Origin of the sequence: Streptomyces composti, assembly GCF_012034205.1 — a bacterium.
Classification (GTDB): domain Bacteria; phylum Actinomycetota; class Actinomycetes; order Streptomycetales; family Streptomycetaceae; genus Streptomyces; species Streptomyces composti.
Map to the genome: position 1 here is coordinate 19,248 of NZ_JAATEM010000032.1, position 19,020 is coordinate 38,267.

A 19,020-nucleotide genomic window follows, 5' to 3' on the forward strand; every position below is an offset into this window, starting at 1 on the left:
CCAGGGCTGTGGAAAACTCTCACCGGCCCAGACCAATGCCGGTCGGCCACCGGCCCGGGCACGCCGCGCCGGTCGCCTCCGGCCTGGGCCTATCCGGCGCGTCCCACCACGTACCAGACCGAGGGCAGCTCGATGCGCGCGCCGTCCGGGGTGTGCTCGGTGGTGACCAGGGGCAGGGTGCCGCTCGTCAGGACGGCCAGTCCGGCCTCGGTGAGGATCCCGGGCACCGCCTCGTCGGAGACGGCACCGGGCGCGATGCCGTGCCGCAGCACCGGGGCGAGCTTGCGCGGCGGTCCGGAGGGCGAGGTGGCCAGCTCCTTCAGGATCGCTCCCGCGGCCTGGGAGGGTTCCACGACGAAGGCGCGGCCCCGGCCACCCAGCAGGGTGGCTATGGTCTCGGCGAGCGGGCGCCGGTCGTCCGGTTCGCACTGGTGCAGCACGCCCCGCATGTAGATGTTGGCGTCGCCCAGCTCGGCGTGCAGCGCCTGCGCCGCGCTCTTGTCGGAGGCGTCCAGCTCCCGGTAGGTGGCCCGGCCCTCCGGGTCGGCGGCGCGGGCGTGATCCAGGGCGGCGGCGGAGAGGTCGGTGCCCAGCACCTGCCCGAAGCGTCCTGCGAGAAACCGGGTCTGGGTGCCGTTGCCGCAGCCGAGGTCCACCAGGGGCAGACCGGGCTCGGTCAGGTGCGGTTCGAACAGGGCGAGGTGCCGGGCGACGGTGAGGTCGGGCTCCGCGTCCCAGAACACGGCTCCCTGCTCGTCCGGTGCCTCACGCCAGAAGCCCTCCCAGGCCTCCCGGTACCGACTGGTCACGCTCATGCCCAACTCCCCAGGGTGCGTTGCTGATTGAACCAACCGACGGGCCAGTACGGTCTACCGCTCGCGGCGCCGTCGGACAACCACACGGCGCACACCTTCACAAGCCGCACGCCTTCGCGCGCGCCGTCACGCCCCCGGGGACGGCAGCCGGGAGCGTCGCCGGCGACCGGCGTCGTTCGGGCAGGGATCAGCGCTGCAACCGGTCCCAGCGGGTCCCGAGCAGCGCCCCAGCCGGCCCGAACGCGGACAGGCATCAGCTTTCCCCCGATCCGGACGCGGACAGGGATCAGCGGCGCTCCGCCCGATCCGGACGCGGACAGGGAGCGACGTCCGGGAAGCCGGCGTCCAAAGATCAGCGCATCGACCGGCCCGGGGTCCGGGTCCGCTTCCACCCGCGCCGCGGCAGGCTCACCGCCGCCGCGGCAGGCTCAGCTCGAACCACACCGTCTTGCCCGTCTTGGTGCGGCTGGCGCCCCACTCCCGCGCCAGCGTGCTCACCACCCGGAGCCCGCGCCCCTTCTCGTCCGTCGGGCGGGCGCTGATCAGCGTGGGCAGCTCGTGATCGTCGTCCTCCACCTCGCACAGCAGGGTGTCCGCGCGCACCAGCCGCAGTGCCACGGGCCGGGCGTGGGAGTGCCGCACGGCGTTGGTGACCAGCTCGTCCGCCATCAGCTCGGCGTGGTCGGCGAGCTTTCCCAGCGACCACTCGTGCAACTGCTCCCTGACCACGGCGCGGGCCCGGCCCACCTCCACGGGGTCCGGGGCGAGCCGCCACTCGGCGACGTCCTCCGGCTCGATGCCGCCGAGCCGGACCATCAGCAGCGCCACGTCGTCCTTGCGGCCGCCGCGGGTGTTGAGCGCGCGGATGATGGTGTCGCAGGCGTCGTCCATGGAGGCGGCCGGGTGGGCCGCGGACTCGCACAGCGTGGCGAGACCGACACCGATGTCCTCGCCGCGCACCTCGACCAGCCCGTCGGTGCACATCACCAGCCGGTCGCCGGGCTCCACGGGCACCCGGACCTCCTCGAAGGGCACCCCGCCGACCCCGATGGGCGCGCCGGTGGGCAGCTCCAGCAGCTCACTGCGCCCGTCCGCGGCGCGCACCAGGACGGGCGGGATGTGCCCGGCGTTGGCGAGCCGCAGCTCGCCCGCGATGGGGTCGTAGACGGCGTACAGGCAGGTGGCGAGGTAGCTGTCGCCGAGGCGCTGGGCGAGGTCGTCGAGGTTGCGCAGCAGCTGGGCGGGCGGCAGGTCGAGCCCGGCCATGGTCTGCACGGCGGTGCGCAACTGGCCCATCATGGCCGCCGAGTTGAGCCCGTGTCCCATCACGTCGCCGACGACGAACCCGGTGCGGGCGCCGGGCAGCTTCACCGAGTCGAACCAGTCGCCGCCGACCCGGCCGAGCAGGGTGCCCGGCAGATAGCGGGTGGCGATGTCGCACCCGGCCCGGTGCGGCGGGATGTGCGGCAGCATGCTGTCCTGGAGCGTCTCGGCGACGTTCTCCTGGTGCGTGTACATCCGCGCGTTGTCCAGCACGAGACCGGCGCGGGCGGCGAGTTCGGCGCCGGTGACGCGGTCCATGTCGTTGAAGACGGGCCGCTCCGGGTGGCGCAGCAGGATCATGAAGCCGAGCACCACATTGCGCGCCTTGAGCGGCACGACCAGCATGGACCGCCCGGTGATCAGCGGCCGGATGTCGCGCTTCTCGAACTGGGAGGCGATGGCGTGTCCCATCTCCTCGGTGATGCGCGGCACCAGCACGGGCTCGCCGGTGGTCATGCACTGGAAGAACGGGGTGTGCGCGGGGAAGGGCATGGCCTCGCCGACGGGCACCACGTCGTCCCAGCGCCCCGGTTCGTCGGTGTGCTCGATGGCGACCCGGTGCCACATGGTGGTGGTGTCCGGCACGCCCTCGTCGAATCCCTCACCGGCGACGACCTGTTCACGCAGGTAGGTGCCGGCGACGTCGGTGAAGCGGGGTACGACGGCTCTGCTCACCTCGACGATGGTCTGCGACAGGTCGAGGGAGCTGCCGATGCGGGAGCTGACCTCGTTGAGGAATTCCAGGCGTTCGCGGACGGCCGCGTACTCGAGGTCCTCGTCGTCGGCGTCGGCCAGGTCCTCCGGCACCGGCTGCCCGGCGGCGCGTGCCCGGGCCGCCCGCTCCCGCCGCGCCCTGCGCTCGGCCCGCCGGGGCACGCCCCAGTCGGGGGTGACGGGCACCCGTTCGTTCTGGCTGAACTCCAGGATCGGGTACCCGAGTTCGAGCACCTGGGCGACGATCCGGGCGCTGTCGCCGACGCTCATGCTGGGCAGGATCTCGGGGAGCCGGCGGGCGAGGTCCTCGGAGCCGGGGAAGTCGGTGTGCAGAGCGAAACCGGGGGCGATCCGCTCGAACGCCCCCGCGTCCTCCCCGCGCACCGCGTGCGCGTCCGCCGCCAGCACCAGCAGGCGTTCCGGCCCCGGCCCGACCAGCGGGTACGCCCACCAGAGCACATCGGCCCCGCCGGGTCCCGGCACCGCGAGCCGGGCGCGACCCGCGGCCGGGTAGGACAGCCCCTGGTCCAGGGAGGCCTCGAGGTCGGGGCCTAGACCGTCGTAGGCGGCTGTGTGGCCCTCGCCCGAGGGTGCCTCGGGCGGCTCCTCGGGCAGTGCGCCGGAGACGGGCAGCAGATCCACGGCGGGCCTGCCGATCGCGTCCTCCTTGGCGATCCCGAACAGCCGCCGCGCGCCGGTGCTCCAGTGGGAGACCAGCCCTTCCCGGTCGACCACCACGACGGCGAGCGGGATCCTGCCCGCGTCCAGCTGCCCGGCCGGCGGCCCGTCGCCGCTGTGGCCGGCCGCCGCTTCCCCTCCGGCGGCGTGGCCGACAGGTGCCTCCCGCTCGGTGCCACGGTCCATGGCCCAGGCCCTCTCTCCCCCGGCTCGGCAAGATCTGTAGCGCCGTCACCACGGTACGGCCACGGCCGGTCGCGATGTGTGGCAATGCACGAATTCCCCACCGGCGGGTGCACCGGCGCGCGTTCTGGTGTAAACGGCGGCCCCGGCCGGCCTCAGTCCTGGTGCCCGAGCTGCAGGTCCCGTTCGGTGCGGCCGCCCCCGGCGACCTGAAGCACCGTCGCAACCGGCGGGTAGCCGGCCGCGATCACCGTGTACTCGCCCGAGGAGAGGTCGACGAAGCGGAAGCTGCCGTCGGGGCCCGTGGTGAGGGTGTCGACGACGTTGCCCGCCGCGTCCAGCAGTGTCACCCGCGCGTCCTCCACCGGACGCCCGCCGCCGGCCCGCACGGTGCCGCGCAGCACGGCGCCGCCCGCGAGTTCGACGTCCTGCCGGGTCTCGCGCGCCGCCTGGACGGTGACCGGGAGGGCGGCCGGGCGGAAGGCGGGCGCGCTGGCGGCGAGGGTGTACTCACCGGCGACCAGTTCGGTGATCACGTACCCGCCCTCCCGTCCGCTGCGGGTGCTGGCGACGACCTCGCCGTGCACGTTGGTGAGCGTGACGGTGGCGTCCCGGACGGGGGTGCCGTCGGCGGTGAGGACGCTGCCGGCGAGGCGTCCGGCGCCGCCGAGGACGACGTCGAGTTCCACGGGACGCTCGCCGACGGTGACGGAGACGGCCTGCGGCTGGTGACCGCCGGCGGCGGCGATCAGGACGTAGGCGCCGGATCCGGGGGTGGCGAGGGCGTAGCGCCCGTCCTCGCCACTGGCGCCCCGCCCGATCTGCTGCCCGGCGACGTCGATGAGGGTGAGCGCCGCGCGCGGTACGACCGTGCCGTCGGGGTGCTGCACGGTTCCGCAGACGGGGATGCCGCCGGTGTGCGGGGTGCGGGCCTGCGGCACGGCCGCCTGGGCGTGCGGTGCTTCCTGGGCCGGGTCGGCGAGGGGGGTGTTGTGGGACACCAGTGGTTTCTCCTTGAGGAAGAAGGCGATGAGCAGGCCGAGGACGAGCACCGGCACCAGGTAGAGGAAGATGCGCGGCATGGCGTCGGCGTAGGCCTGGATGTAGGGCTCGCGCAGCTCGGGCGGGAGGGAGTGGACCAGCTGCGGGGTGATCGACTCCGGGTCGGGCAGCCCGTGGCCGGCGTGGGCGGGCAGGCGCTCGGCGAGAGCGTCGGTGAGCCGGTCCGCGAAGAGGGTGCCGAAGACGGCGGCGCCGACCGATCCGCCGATCTGCCGGAAGTAGTTGTGGGCACTGGTGGCCGTGCCGAGGTCGGCGGGGCGCACGGAGTTCTGCACGGCGAGGATCAGCACCGGCATGACCATCCCGATGCCGGTGCCGAGGACGGCCATCCAGATGCTGTAGTGCAGGCGCGGGGTACCGGTGTCCAGCCGGGACAGCAGCCACATGCCGACGACGGACAGGGCGGTGCCGAGGATGGGGTGGATCCGGTAGCGGCCGGTGCTGCTGATGAGCTGTCCGGTGACGACGGAGGCGACGACGACGCCGGCCATCATCGGCAGCATCAGCAGGCCCGACTCGGTGGCCGTGGCCCCGTCGACCATCTGCAGGTAGGTCGGCAGATAGCTGGCGGCGCCGAAGAGGCCGACGCCGATCACCAGGCCGACCAGCGAGGTGACGTTGAAGACGGAGTCCCTGAACAGCCTGAGCGGCATCAGGGGCTCGACGGCGAACTTCTCGACCACCAGGAAGAGCACCGTGCTGGCCACGGCGCCCGCACCGAGGCCGAGGATGACGCGGGAGTCCCAGGCGTACTCGGTGCCGCCCCAGGCGCTGAGCAGCAGCAGACAGGTGGATCCCGCGGTCAGCAGCAGGCAGCCGAGCATGTCGAGACGGGGCCGGACGGCGGGCTTGGGCAGCTTCAGGACCAGCCCGACCACGAGGAGGGTGACCAGGCCGAAGGGCACGTTGATGTAGAAGCACCAGCGCCAGGTCAGCGAATCGGTGAAGTAGCCGCCGAGCAGCGGGCCGGCCACGGAGGCCAGGCCGAAGGCGGCGCCGATCAGGCCCATGAAGCGGCCGCGTTCCCGCGCGGGCACGATGTCCGCGATGATCGCCTGGACCCCGATCATCAGGCCGCCCGCGCCGACGCCCTGGACGGCGCGGAAGGCGATCAGCTGGTCCATGGTCCGTGCCCGCCCGGCGAGCGCGGAACCGAGGACGAAGACGACGATCGCGAACTGGAAGACGCCCTTGCGGCCGAGCAGATCGCCGAGCTTGCCGTAGATCGGCAGTCCGACGGTGGCGGTGAGCAGATAGGCGGTGATCGCCCAGGACATCTTGTCGAGGCCGTGCAGATCGCCGACGATCTTCGGCAGCGCGGTGGCGACGATCATCTGCTCGAGCGCGGCGAGCAGCAGCGCCAGCATCAGCGCGAGAAAGACCAGCCTCACCCGGCGCGGACCGAGCCGGGGTTCGGCCACCGGGGGCGGGGGCGGCTGCTGCTGCTCGGCCACGGCGGCCGTCTCCGGCGCCTGTCGCGTCAGGGTGATCCCGCCCACGTACCGCTCCCCTCGTCGTGCTGCTGCACCATTCCCGCGTAAAAGCGACAACTATGAGCAAGCACGACGAGTTACGGCACCATCCCGTTCGCCGGAGAGATCACCCGAACCGGTGAGGGGCCAACACCCCCTCCGTGTCGGCCCGTTGAGGTTCCCGCCGCCGTCCTACTTCTCGACCTCGGCGGCCAGCCGGGCGAGCACCGCGTCGTAGATGCGGCCGAGACCCTTGGGGGCGAAGGTCTTCTCGAAGAAGCCGCCGATACCGCCGGCCCCGTTCCAGGTGGTGGTGACGAGGACCCGGCTCTTGCCCTCGCCGGCGGGGGTGACGCGCCAGGTGGTGACCATGGAGGAGTTGCGGTCCTTCTCGACCAGCTCGCCGTCGCCGGGCTCGGTGACCTCCAGGAGGCAGTCGCGGACCCGCTTGCTGGTGGCCTGGAGCTTCCAGTGGACGACGGTGCCCTCGCCGTCGCCGCCCTCCCGGACCTCGTACTCGCTGAACTGCTCGGGCAGCAGCTTCTCCCGGGTGCCGCTGTAGTCGGCCAGCGCGTCGAACACCGTCTCCGCGTCCGCCGCGACGATCCGCTCCGTAGTGGCTTCGACCTGCGCCATCGCAATCCTCCAGGACCTGGTTTCTCGGGGGTCGGGCCAAGCCAACCACCCCTCGGGCGGCCGCCCAAATCGGGAGTCCGGAAGTGATCGAGTGGGTGACCGAAGTTGTCGCTCGCACGATCAAGGGAACACTTGTTCTATTCTGTGGGCCAGTGCTACCGAGGAGGCGTCATGCGCTGGGAGAACCTCACCGTGGACTCCGAACACAGCCGGGCCGACGCCGCGCTGTTCGGGGCGGAGACGGTCACCACCCGTACCTTCGACACGCCGGAGTTCCGCGGCATCACCTTCCACGAGATCCGGGCCCGCTCGATCATCAACCGGGTGCCGGGGGCCTCCCGCATGCCCTTCGAGTGGACGGTCAACCCGTACCGGGGCTGCACGCACGCGTGCGTGTACTGCTTCGCCCGCAGGACGCACAGCTATCTGGACCTCGACACCGGTCACGGCTTCGACAGCCAGATCGTGGTGAAGGTCAACGCGCCCGAGCTGCTGCGCCGGCAGCTCGCCTCGCGCCGCTGGCACGGCGACCACATAGCGATGGGCACCAATGTCGACTGCTACCAGCGCGCCGAGGGCCGCTACCGCCTGATGCCGGGCATCCTGGCCGCCCTGCGCGACCACGCCAACCCGTTCTCCATCCTGACCAAGGGCACGCTGATCCTGCGCGACCTGGAGCTGCTGCGGCGGGCGGCCGAGGTCACGGACGTCGGCGTCTCGGTCTCGGTCGGCTTCACCGACGAGACGCTGTGGCGCACGGTGGAGCCGGGAACGCCCGCCCCCGAGCGGCGCCTGGACGTCGTACGCACACTGGCCCGGCACGGCATCGGCTGCGGAGTGCTGATGGCCCCGGTGATCCCGTTCCTGAGCGACCGCCCGGAGCAGCTGCGCTCCACCGTGCGGGCGATCGCCGCCTCGGGCGCCACCTCCGTCACACCGCTCGTGCTGCATCTGCGGCCCGGCGCCCGCGAGTGGTTCATGGCCTGGCTGTCGCGCCACCACCCGTATCTGGTGGGCCGCTACGAGCGGCTGTACGCGGACGGCGCCTACGCCCCCAGGTGGTACCAGCGCCGGATCACCCGTCAGGTGCACGAACTGGCCCAGGAGTACGGCATCGGCCCCGCCCGCCCGGGACTGCCGCGCCGCACACCCGCCGCCGCACCGGCCCCGCCCGGGACCGCCGAGCCCACCCAGCTCACCCTGCTCTAGCGCCTCGTCCGCCCCCGCGGTCCGCCCCGAGCATTCGAGCGCATCCGGCGGTCCAAAGGAGTCAAGAAGTCCTCCGGGATGTTCGTCAGGGGTCCGCTTCCCGGAACGATCCGGTGTGGACCGTGAGTTCCGCGGTCGCCGCCCGCCCGTCTGGGAGGACCCGTGAGGAAAGCAGCCGCGCTGTGCGGTGCCGCCGTCGTCATGGCCGCAGGAGGCCTCACCGCCGGGACGGCCGAGGCCGGTCCCTCGGACACCGACCGGGGTTTCCGGGTGGCGGCGCCCGCCTGGAAGGCGTGCGGCACCGACAAGTACCCCACGCTGCAGTGTGCCTCCGTGGAGGTGCCGCTGAGCCACGCCGACCCCGAGGGGCGGACCATCACCCTGGCGCTGTCCCGCGTGCCGCACACCGCGCAGCGCTCGCAGGGCCCGCTCCTCGTCAACCCGGGCGGGCCCGGCGGCAGCGGGCGCACGCTGGCGGGGTTCGTGGCGTCGTCCCTGCCCAAGGAGGTGGCGGCCCAGTACGACATCATCGGCTTCGACCCGCGCGGCGTGGGCGCCAGCACCCCCGCCCTGGACTGCTCACCGCGGTACTTCCGCACGGTGCGCCCCGACCCCGTCCCGGACTCCGCCGAGGCGGAGCAGACCAACCTCGCCCGTGTGAAGTCGTTCGCGGAGTCCTGCCGGACCAAGTACCCGGAGGTACTGCCGCACATCAACACGGTCAGCGCGGCACACGACCTCGACCTGATCCGGCAGGCACTCGGCGCGGAGCGGGTGAGCTACCTCGGCTACTCCTACGGCACCTACCTGGGCGCGGTCTACGCCAAGCTGTACCCGGAGCGCGTACGGCGCCTGGTGCTCGACTCGGTCGTCGACCCCACCCAGGTCTGGTACGACGCCAACCTCGCCCAGAACCACGCCTTCAACGACCGGCACCGCGCCTTCATGGCCTGGGTCGCCCGGCACGACGCGCACTACCGCCTGGGCACCGACCCGGAGCGCGTCGAGGAGCGCTGGTACGAGATGCGGTCCGAGCTGGCGGAGAAGCCGGCCGACGGCACGGTGGGCCCGGCCGAGCTGGAGGACACCTACATCCCCGGCGGCTACTACAACGGCTTCTGGCCGTACCTCGCCGAGGCGTTCTCGGCCCATGTGAACGAGGGGGACGACGGTCCCCTGGTCGAGGCGTACGAGAACTTCGGCGCGCCCGACGACGGGGACGACAACGGCTACAGCGTCTACACGGCGGTGGAGTGCCGGGACGCCACCTGGCCGCGCGACTGGGAACAGTGGCGCAAGGACAACTGGGAGGCGTACGCGCGGGCCCCGTTCCTGACCTGGAACAACGCCTGGTACAACGCCCCCTGCGCCTTCTGGCCGACCGACGCGGTACGCACGGTGGACATCACCAACGACAAGCTGCCGCCGGCGCTGCTCTTCCAGGCCACGAACGACGCGGCGACCCCCTACCGGGGCGGGGTCACGGTCCATCAGCTGCTGGCCGGCTCCAGCCTGGTGGTCGAGCAGGGCGGCGGCAACCACGGCATCACCCTCAGCGGCAACACCTGCCTGGACCGCCACCTCGCCGCCTACCTGGCCGACGGCACGGTCCCGCGCAGCACCCGGGGCGAGGCCGACGCGGTCTGCGAGGCCCTCCCCGACCCGGAGCCCCCGGCCTCCAAGGCGGCCCCGAGCACCGCCCGCGGCTCGGCCCTGCACAGCCTGCTCGGCTTCCGCGGCTGAGCGAGGAGCGAGAGGCCCGGGCCCCTGCGGTCAGCGGGGCCCGGGGACGCGGTGGCCGGGCGGGTTGCGCCGGGAGCGGGGATGCGGGATGCGGGCGAGGGCCCGGGCGGCGGCCTCGGCGAGGGCGGGGTGGGCGAGGGCATCGGTGAGGACGGATTCGGCGCGGGGGTCGGCGAGGGTGCCGAGGCCCTCGACGCAGGCGAGGGCGACCTTGCGGTAGGGGTCGTGCGGTTGCAGGCGGCGGCGCAGGGTGGTGATCAGGGCCGGGACGGACTCCGGGGCACGCAGCTCGGTGAGCAGGCGCACGGGGTGCAGGGCGTAGGCGACGCGCAGTTCGTTGGTGGCGAGGGCGGCGGCGGCGCGAGCGGTGCGCGGGTCGTCGAGGCGGGCCAGCGCGTGGGCGGCGGAGGCGCAGCGCGGGGGGTCGCGGTGGTTGAGGAGGAGCACCAGGGTCTCGAAGGCGCGGCGGTCGCCGGCAAGCCCGAGCCGGACGGCGGCGAGTTCCCGGGCCCACAGCGGCTGTCCGGGGGCGGTGAGCACCGAGGCGAGCGCGTCGAGGTCATGTGTCGCCCGGAGCCGTTCGTACTCCGGCGTGCCGCCGGACTCGGCCCGTAAGCGTTCCGTGAGCGATCGCAACTCTTCGTCCATGTCTCGAGGGTAGGGGCACGGGGCGGTCAGGGACGTACGTCACAGAGACATGGGGCTGGCGCGCTCGTTACCCGCAAGTTAAGCTCAGACGAGCGAGTTACCCACTCGCATCTCTCACGGTGGTCTGGTGACGCGGCCGCCGTGAGCGCAGTCGGTTCGGTACCTGTGTGTACCTGTACGGCTCGGCCTCGGGACAGGGCCGGTCGGATCCGCCGCCGGTGACGGGCGTGTGCGCGCCCGGGCCGCGACGGCACCGGGCGTGTGCGCTTGCAGCCCGGTCACACCCGCATTCACGGAGCACCCGGTGCGCCCTCGGCGCACCCGGGCACCCTTTTCGTCGTCACCCTCATTCCTGGAGTCCCGCGATGGCCACTCCCCTGTCCCACACCCCTCCGTCCCCGCTGAAGAGCGTCGCCGTGGTCGGTTTCGGCACGATGGGCACCGGCATCGCCGAGGTCCTCGCCCAGGCCGGCCGCACGGTCGTCGGCATCGACATCAGCGAGGCCCAGGCCGCCAGGAGTCTGGCCGCCCTTCAGTCCTCCACGGCCCGGGCCGTGGAGCGCGGCCGGCTCACCGAGCAGGAGCGCACCGAGCTCCTGTCCCGCATCACCACCTCGACCGAGCTGTCGGCCGCGGCCGAGGCCGACCTGGTGATCGAGGTCGCACCGGAGTCGTACGAGATCAAGCAGCAGATCTTCCGCGAACTCGACGGCATCGTGCGGCCGGAGACGATTCTGGCGACCGGCACCAACGCCCTGTCCGTGACCCGGCTCGCCGCCGACTCGGCCCGCCCCGAGCGGGTGCTGGGCATGCACTTCTTCAACCCGGCCCCGAAGATGAAGCTGGTGGAGATCGTCTCCTCGGTGCTGACCGCGCCCGCCGCCGTCACCGCCGTCACCGATCTCGCCCTGGACCTGGGCAAGGAGCCGGTGTCGGTCGGTGACCGGCCCGGATTCGTCGCCGACGGCCTGCTGTTCGGCTACCTCAACCAGGCCGCCGCGATGTACGAGGCCAAGTACGCCTCCCGCGAGGACATCGACGCCGCGATGCGGCTGGGCTGCGGCCTGCCGATGGGGCCGCTGGCGCTGCTCGACCTCATCGGCATCGACACCGCCCGCACGGTCCTGGAGGCCATGTACGCCGCCTCCCACGACCGGCTGCACGCCCCCGCCCCGATCCTCAAGCAGCTCAGCGAGGCGGGCCTGACGGGCCGCAAGGCGGGCCGCGGCTTCTACACCTACGAGGCGCCGGGCAGCGGCAAGGTCGTCCGGGACGCGCTCACCCCGCTGGAGGGCGGCACGCTGACGGAGGGCCGTCCGGTCCGCTCGGTGGGCGTGGCCGGCTCGGGCACGATGGCGTCGGGCATCGCCGAGGTGTTCGCCAAGGGCGGCTACGAGGTCGTGCTGGCCGCGCGCAGCACGGAGAAGGCCGAGGCCGCCAAGGCGCGGATCGGCAAGTCGCTGCAGCGTTCCGTGGACAAGGGCCGGATGACGGCCGAGGCGGCCGCCGGGACGCTCGCGCGGATCCGGCCGACCGGCTCCTACGACGACTTCGCCGACGTCGATCTCGCGGTGGAGGCGGTCGCCGAGGACCTGGAGATCAAGCGGCAGCTGTTCGCCACGCTGGACAAGGTCTGCAAGCCGGGCGCGGTGCTCGCCACCACCACCTCTTCGCTGCCGGTCGTGGCCTGCGCCCGCGCCACCTCGCGTCCGCAGGACGTGATCGGCATGCACTTCTTCAACCCGGCGCCGGCGATGAAGCTGGTCGAGGTGGTCCGCACGGTGCTGACCGCCGATGACGTGCACGCCACCGTCCACGAGGTCTGCGGGAAGATCCGCAAGCACGCCGTGGACTGCGGCGACCGGGCCGGCTTCATCGTCAACGCGCTGCTGTTCCCCTACCTGAACAACGCGATCAAGATGGTGCAGGAGCACTACGCGTCGCTGGACGACATCGACGCCGCGATGAAGCTGGGCGGCGGCTACCCGATGGGCCCCTTCGAGCTGCTGGACGTCGTGGGCCTGGACGTCTCGCTGGCGATCGAGAAGGTCCTGCACCGCGAGTTCCGCGACCCGGGACTCGCTCCGGCGCCGCTGCTGGAGCACCTGGTGGCCGCGGGCTGCCTCGGCCGCAAGACGGGCCGTGGCTTCCGCGAATATGCCAAGCGCTGAGCAGCGCCCCGGCGACTGGCTCCAGGCGGGTGCGGAGTGGGGCGGGCTGCTCGGTCCCGACCGCCTCGCGCCCGCCGCGCGCAGCAGCTCCGCCCCGCCCTCCGAGGGCGGGGAGGGGGCCGGTCATGCGCACCGAGCTGCGCCCATGCAGTACGTTCGGGGCATGTCCCAGCCCGCCAAGTCCGCACGTACGCCCGCCACGACCGAGCCGCCGGAGAGTGCCGCAGGCTCCCGCGCCGCCGCCCAGCGGCTGAAGATGCGCCGGGAACTCGCGGCCGCCGCGATGGAGCTGTTCGCGACCAAGGGGTACGAGGCCACCACGGTCGACGAGATCGCGGCCGCGGCCGGGGTCGCCCGCCGCACCTTCTTCCGTCACTTCCGCTCCAAGGAAGAGGCGATCTTCCCCGATCACGACGACACCCTGGTCCGCGCCGAGGCGGTGCTGAAGTCCGCTCCCCCGCACGAGCATCCGCTCGACACGGTGTGCCGCGGCATCAAGGAGGTCATGAAGATGTACGCGGCGCGGCCGGAGATCTCGGTCGCCCGGTACAAGCTGACCCGCGAGGTGCCCACGCTGCGCGAGGCGGAGATCGCGTCGGTGGCCCGCTACGAGCGGCTGTTCACCCGCTATCTCCTGGGCCACTTCGACGAGCACGCGCACCGCGACACGGTGGGCGACGACCCGCTGCTCGCCGAGGTCGCGGCGTCCGCGGTGGTCACCGCCCACAACCATGTGCTGCGGCGCTGGCTGCGGGCGGGCGGTCAGGGGGACGTGGAGGCCCAGCTGGACCATGCGTTCGCCATCGTCCGCAAGACCTTCGGCAGCGGCATCATGGCGGGCCGCCGTACCGCCGCGCCGGAGCAGCCGGCCGCCCGGACCTCGGGGCAGGGCGAGGTGCTGGTCACCGTGGCCCGCACGGACGCCCCGCTCGACGAGGTGATGCGGACCATCGAGCAGGCGCTCAAGGAGCGCTGACCCAGGCTCCCGAGGAGCGCCGGCCGAGGCGTCCGAGAGACGCCGACCCGGCGTTTCGAGGAGCCCGACCCGGCCTCTCGAGGAGCGCCGGCCGGGCTCCGGGCGGTACCGTTCCGCTGTGACAACGGCCACCCCACCGGGTGGCCGTTTTGGCATGTCAGGGCCCGTTTTGCAGCCGCTCGCACCCCCGATTCGATCGATCATCGCTCATCTGTTACGTAAAGATTTCATCTGAGAGCAAGTTCTGGCACTCAGTGCCTTGCGGGGTGACACGCGGTGTCATAGCTTGAAGGTGTCCGGGGTGTCCCCGCGAGCCACTTCGCGTCCCGGACGCCTGCGTCACAGGCAACCTCCCGCGCCACAAAGCGCTGCCGAAGCACCACCGCCGAACCGACGGCACCACCCACAACCCTCAGCAGCACCGACGTAACCCTCAGCGCCCCTCCCTCAGGGCGCTCTTCGCCGGAGGCAACACGTGACCGTCAAGGACATCCTGGCCGCGATCCAGTCGCCCGACTCCACGTCGGAGGACTTCGCCAATCTGCCGCTCCCCGAGTCGTACCGCGCGATCACCGTGCACAAGGACGAGACGGAGATGTTCGCCGGCCTCTCCACGCGCGACAAGGACCCGCGCAAGTCGCTCCACCTCGACGAGGTGCCGCTGCCCGAACTGGGCCCCGGCGAGGCCCTGGTGGCCGTCATGGCCTCCTCGGTCAACTACAACTCGGTGTGGACCTCGATCTTCGAGCCGCTGCCCACCTTCAACTTCCTGGAGCGCTACGGCCGCACCAGCGAGCTGGCCAAGCGGCACGACCTGCCGTACCACATCATCGGCTCCGACCTCGCCGGCGTGGTGCTGCGCACCGGTCCCGGCGTCAACGCCTGGCGCCCCGGCGACGAGGTGGTCGCGCACTGCCTCTCCGTCGAGCTGGAGTCCTCCGACGGCCACAACGACACGATGCTCGACCCCGAGCAGCGCATCTGGGGCTTCGAGACCAACTTCGGCGGCCTGGCGGAGATCGCGCTGGTGAAGTCCAACCAGCTGATGCCCAAGCCGGACCACCTCACCTGGGAGGAGGCCGCCGCCCCCGGCCTGGTCAACTCCACCGCCTACCGCCAGCTGGTCTCCCGCAACGGCGCCGGCATGAAGCAGGGCGACAACGTGCTGATCTGGGGCGCCAGCGGCGGCCTCGGCTCCTACGCCACCCAGTTCGCCCTGGCCGGCGGCGCCAACCCGGTCTGTGTCGTCTCCAGCGAGGAGAAGGCCGAGATCTGCCGGAAGATGGGCGCTGAAATGATCATCAACCGCAGCGCCGAGAACTACCGGTTCTGGAAGGACGAGCACACCCAGGACCCCAAGGAGTGGAAGCGCTTCGGCAAGCGCATCCGCGAGCTCACCGGCGGCGAGGACATCGACATCGTCTTCGAGCACCCCGGCCGCGAGACCTTCGGCGCCTCCGTCTACGTCACCCGCAAGGGCGGCACCATCACCACCTGCGCCTCCACCTCCGGCTACCTGCACCAGTACGACAACCGCTACCTGTGGATGTCGCTGAAGCGGATCGTCGGCTCGCACTTCGCCAACTACCGCGAGGCCTGGGAGGCCAACCGCCTGGTCGCCAAGGGCAGGATCCACCCGACCCTGTCCAAGGTGTACTCCCTGGAGGACACCGGGCAGGCCGCCTTCGACGTGCACCGCAACCTGCACCAGGGCAAGGTCGGCGTGCTCTGCCTGGCCCCCGAGGAGGGCCTGGGCGTGAAGGACCACGCCAAGCGCGCCAAGCACATCGACGCCATCAACCGCTTCCGGAACGTCTGAGGGCCGGGGCATGACAGAGCGTCAGAAGGACCGTCCCTGGCTCATGCGGACCTACGCCGGGCACTCGACCGCCGAGGCGTCCAACGAGCTGTACCGGCGCAACCTCGCCAAGGGCCAGACGGGTCTGTCGGTCGCGTTCGACCTGCCGACGCAGACCGGCTACGACCCCGACCACGTCCTCGCCCGCGGCGAGGTCGGCCGGGTCGGCGTGCCGGTGGCGCACCTCGGTGACATGCGCCGGCTGTTCCAGGACATCCCCCTGGAGCAGATGAACACCTCGATGACGATCAACGCCACCGCCATGTGGCTGCTGGCGCTCTACCAGGTCGTCGCCGAGGAGCAGGGCGCGGACATCACCAAGCTGCAGGGGACCACGCAGAACGACATCGTCAAGGAGTACCTGTCCCGCGGGACGCACGTCTTCCCGCCGGGACCGTCGCTCCGGCTGACGACCGACATGATCTGCTACACGGTCAACAACATCCCCAAGTGGAACCCGATCAACATCTGCAGCTACCACCTGCAGGAGGCGGGCGCCACGCCGGTGCAGGAGATCGCCTACGCGATGTCCACCGCGGTCGCCGTGCTGGACGCGGTGTTCGCCTCCGGCCAGATCCCCGAGGAGCGCAAGGGCGATGTGGTCGCCCGCATCTCCTTCTTCGTGAACGCGGGCGTCCGCTTCATCGAGGAGATGTGCAAGATGCGGGCCTTCGGCCGCATCTGGGACAAGATCACCCGTGAGCGGTACGGCATCGAGAACCCCAAGCACCGCCGCTTCCGCTACGGCGTCCAGGTCAACTCCCTCGGTCTGACCGAGGCGCAGCCGGAGAACAACGTCCAGCGGATCGTGCTGGAGATGCTGGCCGTCACCCTCTCCAAGGACGCCCGCGCCCGCGCCGTGCAGCTGCCCGCCTGGAACGAGGCGCTCGGCCTGCCCCGCCCCTGGGACCAGCAGTGGTCGCTGCGCATCCAGCAGGTGCTCGCCTACGAGAGCGACCTGCTGGAGTACGACGACATCTTCGAGGGCTCGAAGGTGATCGAGGCCAAGGTGGAGCAGCTGGTCGCCGACTCGCTCGCCGAGATGCGGCGCATCGAGGAGATGGGCGGCGCGATGGCCGCCGTGGAGTCCGGCTACCTCAAGTCCCAGCTGGTCGCCTCGCACGCCGAGCGGCGGGCGCGGATCGAGTCCGGCGAGGAGAAGATCGTCGGCGTCAACATCTTCGAGGGCACCGAGCCCAACCCGCTGACCGCCGATCTGGACACCGCGATCCAGACCGTGGATCCGGCCGTGGAGGCCCGGGTGATCGAGTCGCTGCAGAAGTGGCGCGACACCCGCTACCAGCCGCCGTACAACCACCCGCGCCCCTGCAAGGCGCTGGAGCGGCTGAAGGAGGCCGCCCGCGGCACCGAGAACCTGATGGAGGCCACCCTGGAGTGCGCCCGTGCGGGTGTCACCACCGGGGAGTGGGCCGGCGCCCTGCGCGAGGTGTTCGGCGAGTACCGCGCCCCGACGGGCGTCTCCTCCGCGCCGGTCGCGGTCACCGCCGAGGAGGGCACCGCGCTGGCCCGGGTGCGCCGCACGGTGGAGCTGACCGCCCGGGAGCTGGGCGTCGGCAAGCTGCGCTTCCTGGTCGGCAAGCCCGGCCTGGACGGCCACTCCAACGGCGCGGAGCAGATCGCCGTGCGGGCCCGCGACGCCGGGTTCGAGGTGGTCTACCAGGGCATCCGGCTGACCCCGGAGCAGATCGTGGACGCCGCGCTCGCCGAGGACGTGCACGCGGTGGGCCTGTCGATCCTGTCCGGGTCGCACGCCCAGCTGGTGCCGGACGTGCTCCAGCGGCTGCATGTGGCAGGCGCCACAGATATACCGGTGATCGCCGGTGGCATCATCCCCAGCGGTGACGCCGAACAGCTGCGGGCGGCCGGAGTGGCCGCGGTCTTCACCCCGAAGGACTTCGACATCACCGGGATCATCGGCCGCATCGTCGACGAGATCCGCAAAGCCAACAAGCTCGACCCCCTGGAGGTCCCCGCATGACCGCCCACCCGTCGCCCGCCGCCACCCCCGCCACGGGCGGCTCCGCCGCGCAGAACGCCTTCGACCGCCTTCGCCCCCGGCGTTCCTGCCTGGCGGTACCGGGCTCGAACCCGCGCTTCCTGGAGAAGGCCCAGGGCCTCCCCGCGGACCAGGTCTTCCTGGACCTGGAGGACGCCTGCGCGCCGCTCGCCAAGCCGGAGGCGCGGCACACCATCGTGAAGTTCCTCAACGAGGGCGACTGGACCGGCAAGACCCGGGTCGTGCGGGTCAACGACTGGACCACCGAGTGGACCTACCGCGACGTGGTGACCGTGGTGGAGGGCGCCGGCCAGAACCTCGACTGCATCATGCTGCCGAAGGTCCAGGACGCCCAGCAGGTCGTCGCCCTCGACCTGCTGCTGACGCAGATCGAGAAGACCATGGGCTTCGAGGTCGGCCGCATCGGCATCGAGGCGCAGATCGAGAACGCGCAGGGCCTGAACAACGTCAACGAGATCGCCCAGGCCTCCCCGCGCCTGGAGACCATCATCTTCGGCCCGGCCGACTTCATGGCCTCCATCAACATGAAGTCGCTGGTGGTCGGCGAGCAGCCGCCCGGCTACCCGGCGGACGCCTACCACTACATCCTGATGAAGATCCTGATGGCGGCCCGCGCCAACAACCTGCAGGCGATCGACGGCCCCTACCTGCAGATCCGCAACGTGGACGGCTTCCGCGCGGTCGCCCAGCGCGCCGCCGCGCTCGGCTTCGACGGCAAGTGGGTGCTGCACCCCGGCCAGGTGGACGCCGCCAACGAGGTCTTCTCGCCCTCTCAGGAGGACTACGACCACGCCGAGCTGATCCTGGACGCGTACGAGTACTACACGTCCGAGGCGGGCGGCAAGAAGGGCTCGGCGATGCTCGGCGACGAGATGATCGACGAGGCCAGCCGCAAGATGGCCCTGGTCATCGCCGGCAAGGGGCGCGCCGCCGGCATGCAGCGCACGTCGAAGTTCGAGATCCCGGAGGCCTGACCGTCATGCAGTTCGGACGCACCTACGAGGAGTTCGAGGTCGGGGCGACGTACAAGCACTGGCCGGGCAAGACGGTCACCGAGTACGACGACCACCTGTTCTGTCTCCTCACCATGAACCACCACCCGCTCCACATGGACGTCAACTATGCGGAGAAGACGACGGACTTCGGCAAGAACGTCGTCGTCGGGAACTACATCTACTCGCTGCTGCTCGGCATGAGCGTGCCGGACATCTCCGGCAAGGCGATCGCCAATCTGGAGATCGAGTCGCTCAAGCACGTGGCGCCGACCTTCCACGGCGACACCATCTACGGCGAGACCACCGTCCTCGACAAGTGGCCGTCGAAGTCGAAGAACGACCGCGGCATCGTCCACGTGGAGACCAAGGGCTACAAGCAGGACGGCACGCTGGTGTGCGTGTTCCGCCGCAAGGTGATGGTGCCGACCGAGACGTACATCAAGGAGCGCGGCGGCGAGCAGCCGGGCCGCCCCGAGCTCAAGGAACAGGGGAAGTAAGC

At 71.5% G+C, this 19,020-nt stretch carries 13 protein-coding genes; 8 read left to right on the forward strand and 5 right to left on the reverse strand.

From position 1 onward, the window contains the following. Nucleotides 1–89: 89 nt before the first annotated feature. From HCJ93_RS23930 to HCJ93_RS23945, 4 genes are all read right to left on the reverse strand, one after another. The gene (locus tag HCJ93_RS23930; protein ID WP_167997869.1) at nucleotides 90–815 is read right to left on the reverse strand and encodes a class I SAM-dependent methyltransferase; all 726 of its coding nucleotides are present in this window, start codon (nucleotides 813–815) and stop codon (nucleotides 90–92) included. 408 nt (nucleotides 816–1,223) lie between these two features. Further along, nucleotides 1,224–3,716: a SpoIIE family protein phosphatase gene (locus tag HCJ93_RS23935; RefSeq protein ID WP_167997870.1), complete on the reverse strand. Its 2,493-nt coding sequence runs from the start codon at nucleotides 3,714–3,716 to the stop codon at nucleotides 1,224–1,226. A 152-nt stretch (nucleotides 3,717–3,868) separates the two neighbouring features. Then, nucleotides 3,869–6,274 carry an MFS transporter gene (locus HCJ93_RS23940; protein WP_373563607.1) on the reverse strand — a complete coding sequence of 802 codons (2,406 nt, stop codon included), beginning with the start codon at nucleotides 6,272–6,274 and terminating at the stop codon, nucleotides 3,869–3,871. A 165-nt stretch (nucleotides 6,275–6,439) separates the two neighbouring features. Next, nucleotides 6,440–6,883 (reverse strand): SRPBCC family protein, encoded by a 444-nt coding sequence (locus HCJ93_RS23945; protein ID WP_167997871.1) that lies wholly within the window; start codon nucleotides 6,881–6,883, stop codon nucleotides 6,440–6,442. A gap of 171 nt (nucleotides 6,884–7,054) precedes the next feature. Here HCJ93_RS23945 and HCJ93_RS23950 point away from each other — a divergent pair, with 171 nt between their 5' ends. Both HCJ93_RS23950 and HCJ93_RS23955 read left to right on the forward strand, forming a co-directional pair. Beyond that, entirely contained in the window at nucleotides 7,055–8,092 is a 1,038-nt protein-coding gene (locus tag HCJ93_RS23950; protein WP_167997872.1) for an Rv2578c family radical SAM protein, read from the forward strand. Between the two features lie 201 nt (nucleotides 8,093–8,293). After that, complete coding sequence (locus HCJ93_RS23955) at nucleotides 8,294–9,835, forward strand: alpha/beta hydrolase (RefSeq protein ID WP_167997909.1); 1,542 nt, start codon at nucleotides 8,294–8,296, stop codon at nucleotides 9,833–9,835. 30 nt (nucleotides 9,836–9,865) lie between these two features. Here HCJ93_RS23955 and HCJ93_RS23960 read toward each other — a convergent pair whose 3' ends face one another. Next, the gene (locus HCJ93_RS23960) at nucleotides 9,866–10,483 is read right to left on the reverse strand and encodes an adenylosuccinate lyase (protein WP_167997873.1); all 618 of its coding nucleotides are present in this window, start codon (nucleotides 10,481–10,483) and stop codon (nucleotides 9,866–9,868) included. Between the two features lie 365 nt (nucleotides 10,484–10,848). Here HCJ93_RS23960 and HCJ93_RS23965 point away from each other — a divergent pair, with 365 nt between their 5' ends. The 6 genes from HCJ93_RS23965 to HCJ93_RS23990 all read left to right on the forward strand — a co-directional run bounded on the left by HCJ93_RS23965 (nucleotide 10,849) and on the right by HCJ93_RS23990 (nucleotide 19,018). Then, complete coding sequence (locus HCJ93_RS23965) at nucleotides 10,849–12,654, forward strand: 3-hydroxyacyl-CoA dehydrogenase family protein (protein WP_167997874.1); 1,806 nt, start codon at nucleotides 10,849–10,851, stop codon at nucleotides 12,652–12,654. A gap of 163 nt (nucleotides 12,655–12,817) precedes the next feature. Next, the gene (locus HCJ93_RS23970) at nucleotides 12,818–13,630 is read left to right on the forward strand and encodes a TetR family transcriptional regulator (RefSeq protein ID WP_206317879.1); all 813 of its coding nucleotides are present in this window, start codon (nucleotides 12,818–12,820) and stop codon (nucleotides 13,628–13,630) included. 475 nt (nucleotides 13,631–14,105) lie between these two features. Further along, entirely contained in the window at nucleotides 14,106–15,449 is a 1,344-nt protein-coding gene (ccrA, locus tag HCJ93_RS23975; protein WP_167997876.1) for a crotonyl-CoA carboxylase/reductase, read from the forward strand. Between the two features lie 10 nt (nucleotides 15,450–15,459). Next, complete coding sequence (locus HCJ93_RS23980; RefSeq protein WP_167997877.1) at nucleotides 15,460–17,487, forward strand: ethylmalonyl-CoA mutase; 2,028 nt, start codon at nucleotides 15,460–15,462, stop codon at nucleotides 17,485–17,487. After that, a complete protein-coding gene (locus HCJ93_RS23985) occupies nucleotides 17,484–18,500 on the forward strand; it encodes an HpcH/HpaI aldolase/citrate lyase family protein (protein WP_240967800.1) in 1,017 nt (338 codons plus the stop codon). The genes HCJ93_RS23980 and HCJ93_RS23985 overlap by 4 nt, the downstream gene beginning before the upstream one ends. Nucleotides 18,501–18,505: 5 nt before the next feature. Continuing rightward, on the forward strand, nucleotides 18,506–19,018 hold the full coding sequence (locus HCJ93_RS23990) for a MaoC family dehydratase (RefSeq protein ID WP_167997878.1): 513 nt from the start codon (nucleotides 18,506–18,508) through the stop codon (nucleotides 19,016–19,018). The last annotated feature ends 2 nt before the right edge of the window (nucleotides 19,019–19,020 follow it).

Bases quoted from the DNA above. Each gene is read 5' to 3' on its own strand.
- HCJ93_RS23930 (WP_167997869.1), bottom strand. From the start codon at position 815: ATGAGCGTGACCAGTCGGTACCGGGAGGCCTGGGAGGGCTTCTGGCGT.
- HCJ93_RS23935 (WP_167997870.1), bottom strand. From the start codon at position 3,716: ATGGACCGTGGCACCGAGCGGGAGGCACCTGTCGGCCACGCCGCCGGA.
- HCJ93_RS23945 (WP_167997871.1), bottom strand. From the start codon at position 6,883: ATGGCGCAGGTCGAAGCCACTACGGAGCGGATCGTCGCGGCGGACGCG.
- HCJ93_RS23950 (WP_167997872.1), top strand. From the start codon at position 7,055: ATGCGCTGGGAGAACCTCACCGTGGACTCCGAACACAGCCGGGCCGAC.
- HCJ93_RS23955 (WP_167997909.1), top strand. From the start codon at position 8,294: ATGGCCGCAGGAGGCCTCACCGCCGGGACGGCCGAGGCCGGTCCCTCG.
- HCJ93_RS23960 (WP_167997873.1), bottom strand. From the start codon at position 10,483: ATGGACGAAGAGTTGCGATCGCTCACGGAACGCTTACGGGCCGAGTCC.
- HCJ93_RS23965 (WP_167997874.1), top strand. From the start codon at position 10,849: ATGGCCACTCCCCTGTCCCACACCCCTCCGTCCCCGCTGAAGAGCGTC.
- HCJ93_RS23970 (WP_206317879.1), top strand. From the start codon at position 12,818: ATGTCCCAGCCCGCCAAGTCCGCACGTACGCCCGCCACGACCGAGCCG.
- HCJ93_RS23980 (WP_167997877.1), top strand. From the start codon at position 15,460: ATGACAGAGCGTCAGAAGGACCGTCCCTGGCTCATGCGGACCTACGCC.
- HCJ93_RS23985 (WP_240967800.1), top strand. From the start codon at position 17,484: ATGACCGCCCACCCGTCGCCCGCCGCCACCCCCGCCACGGGCGGCTCC.
- HCJ93_RS23990 (WP_167997878.1), top strand. From the start codon at position 18,506: ATGCAGTTCGGACGCACCTACGAGGAGTTCGAGGTCGGGGCGACGTAC.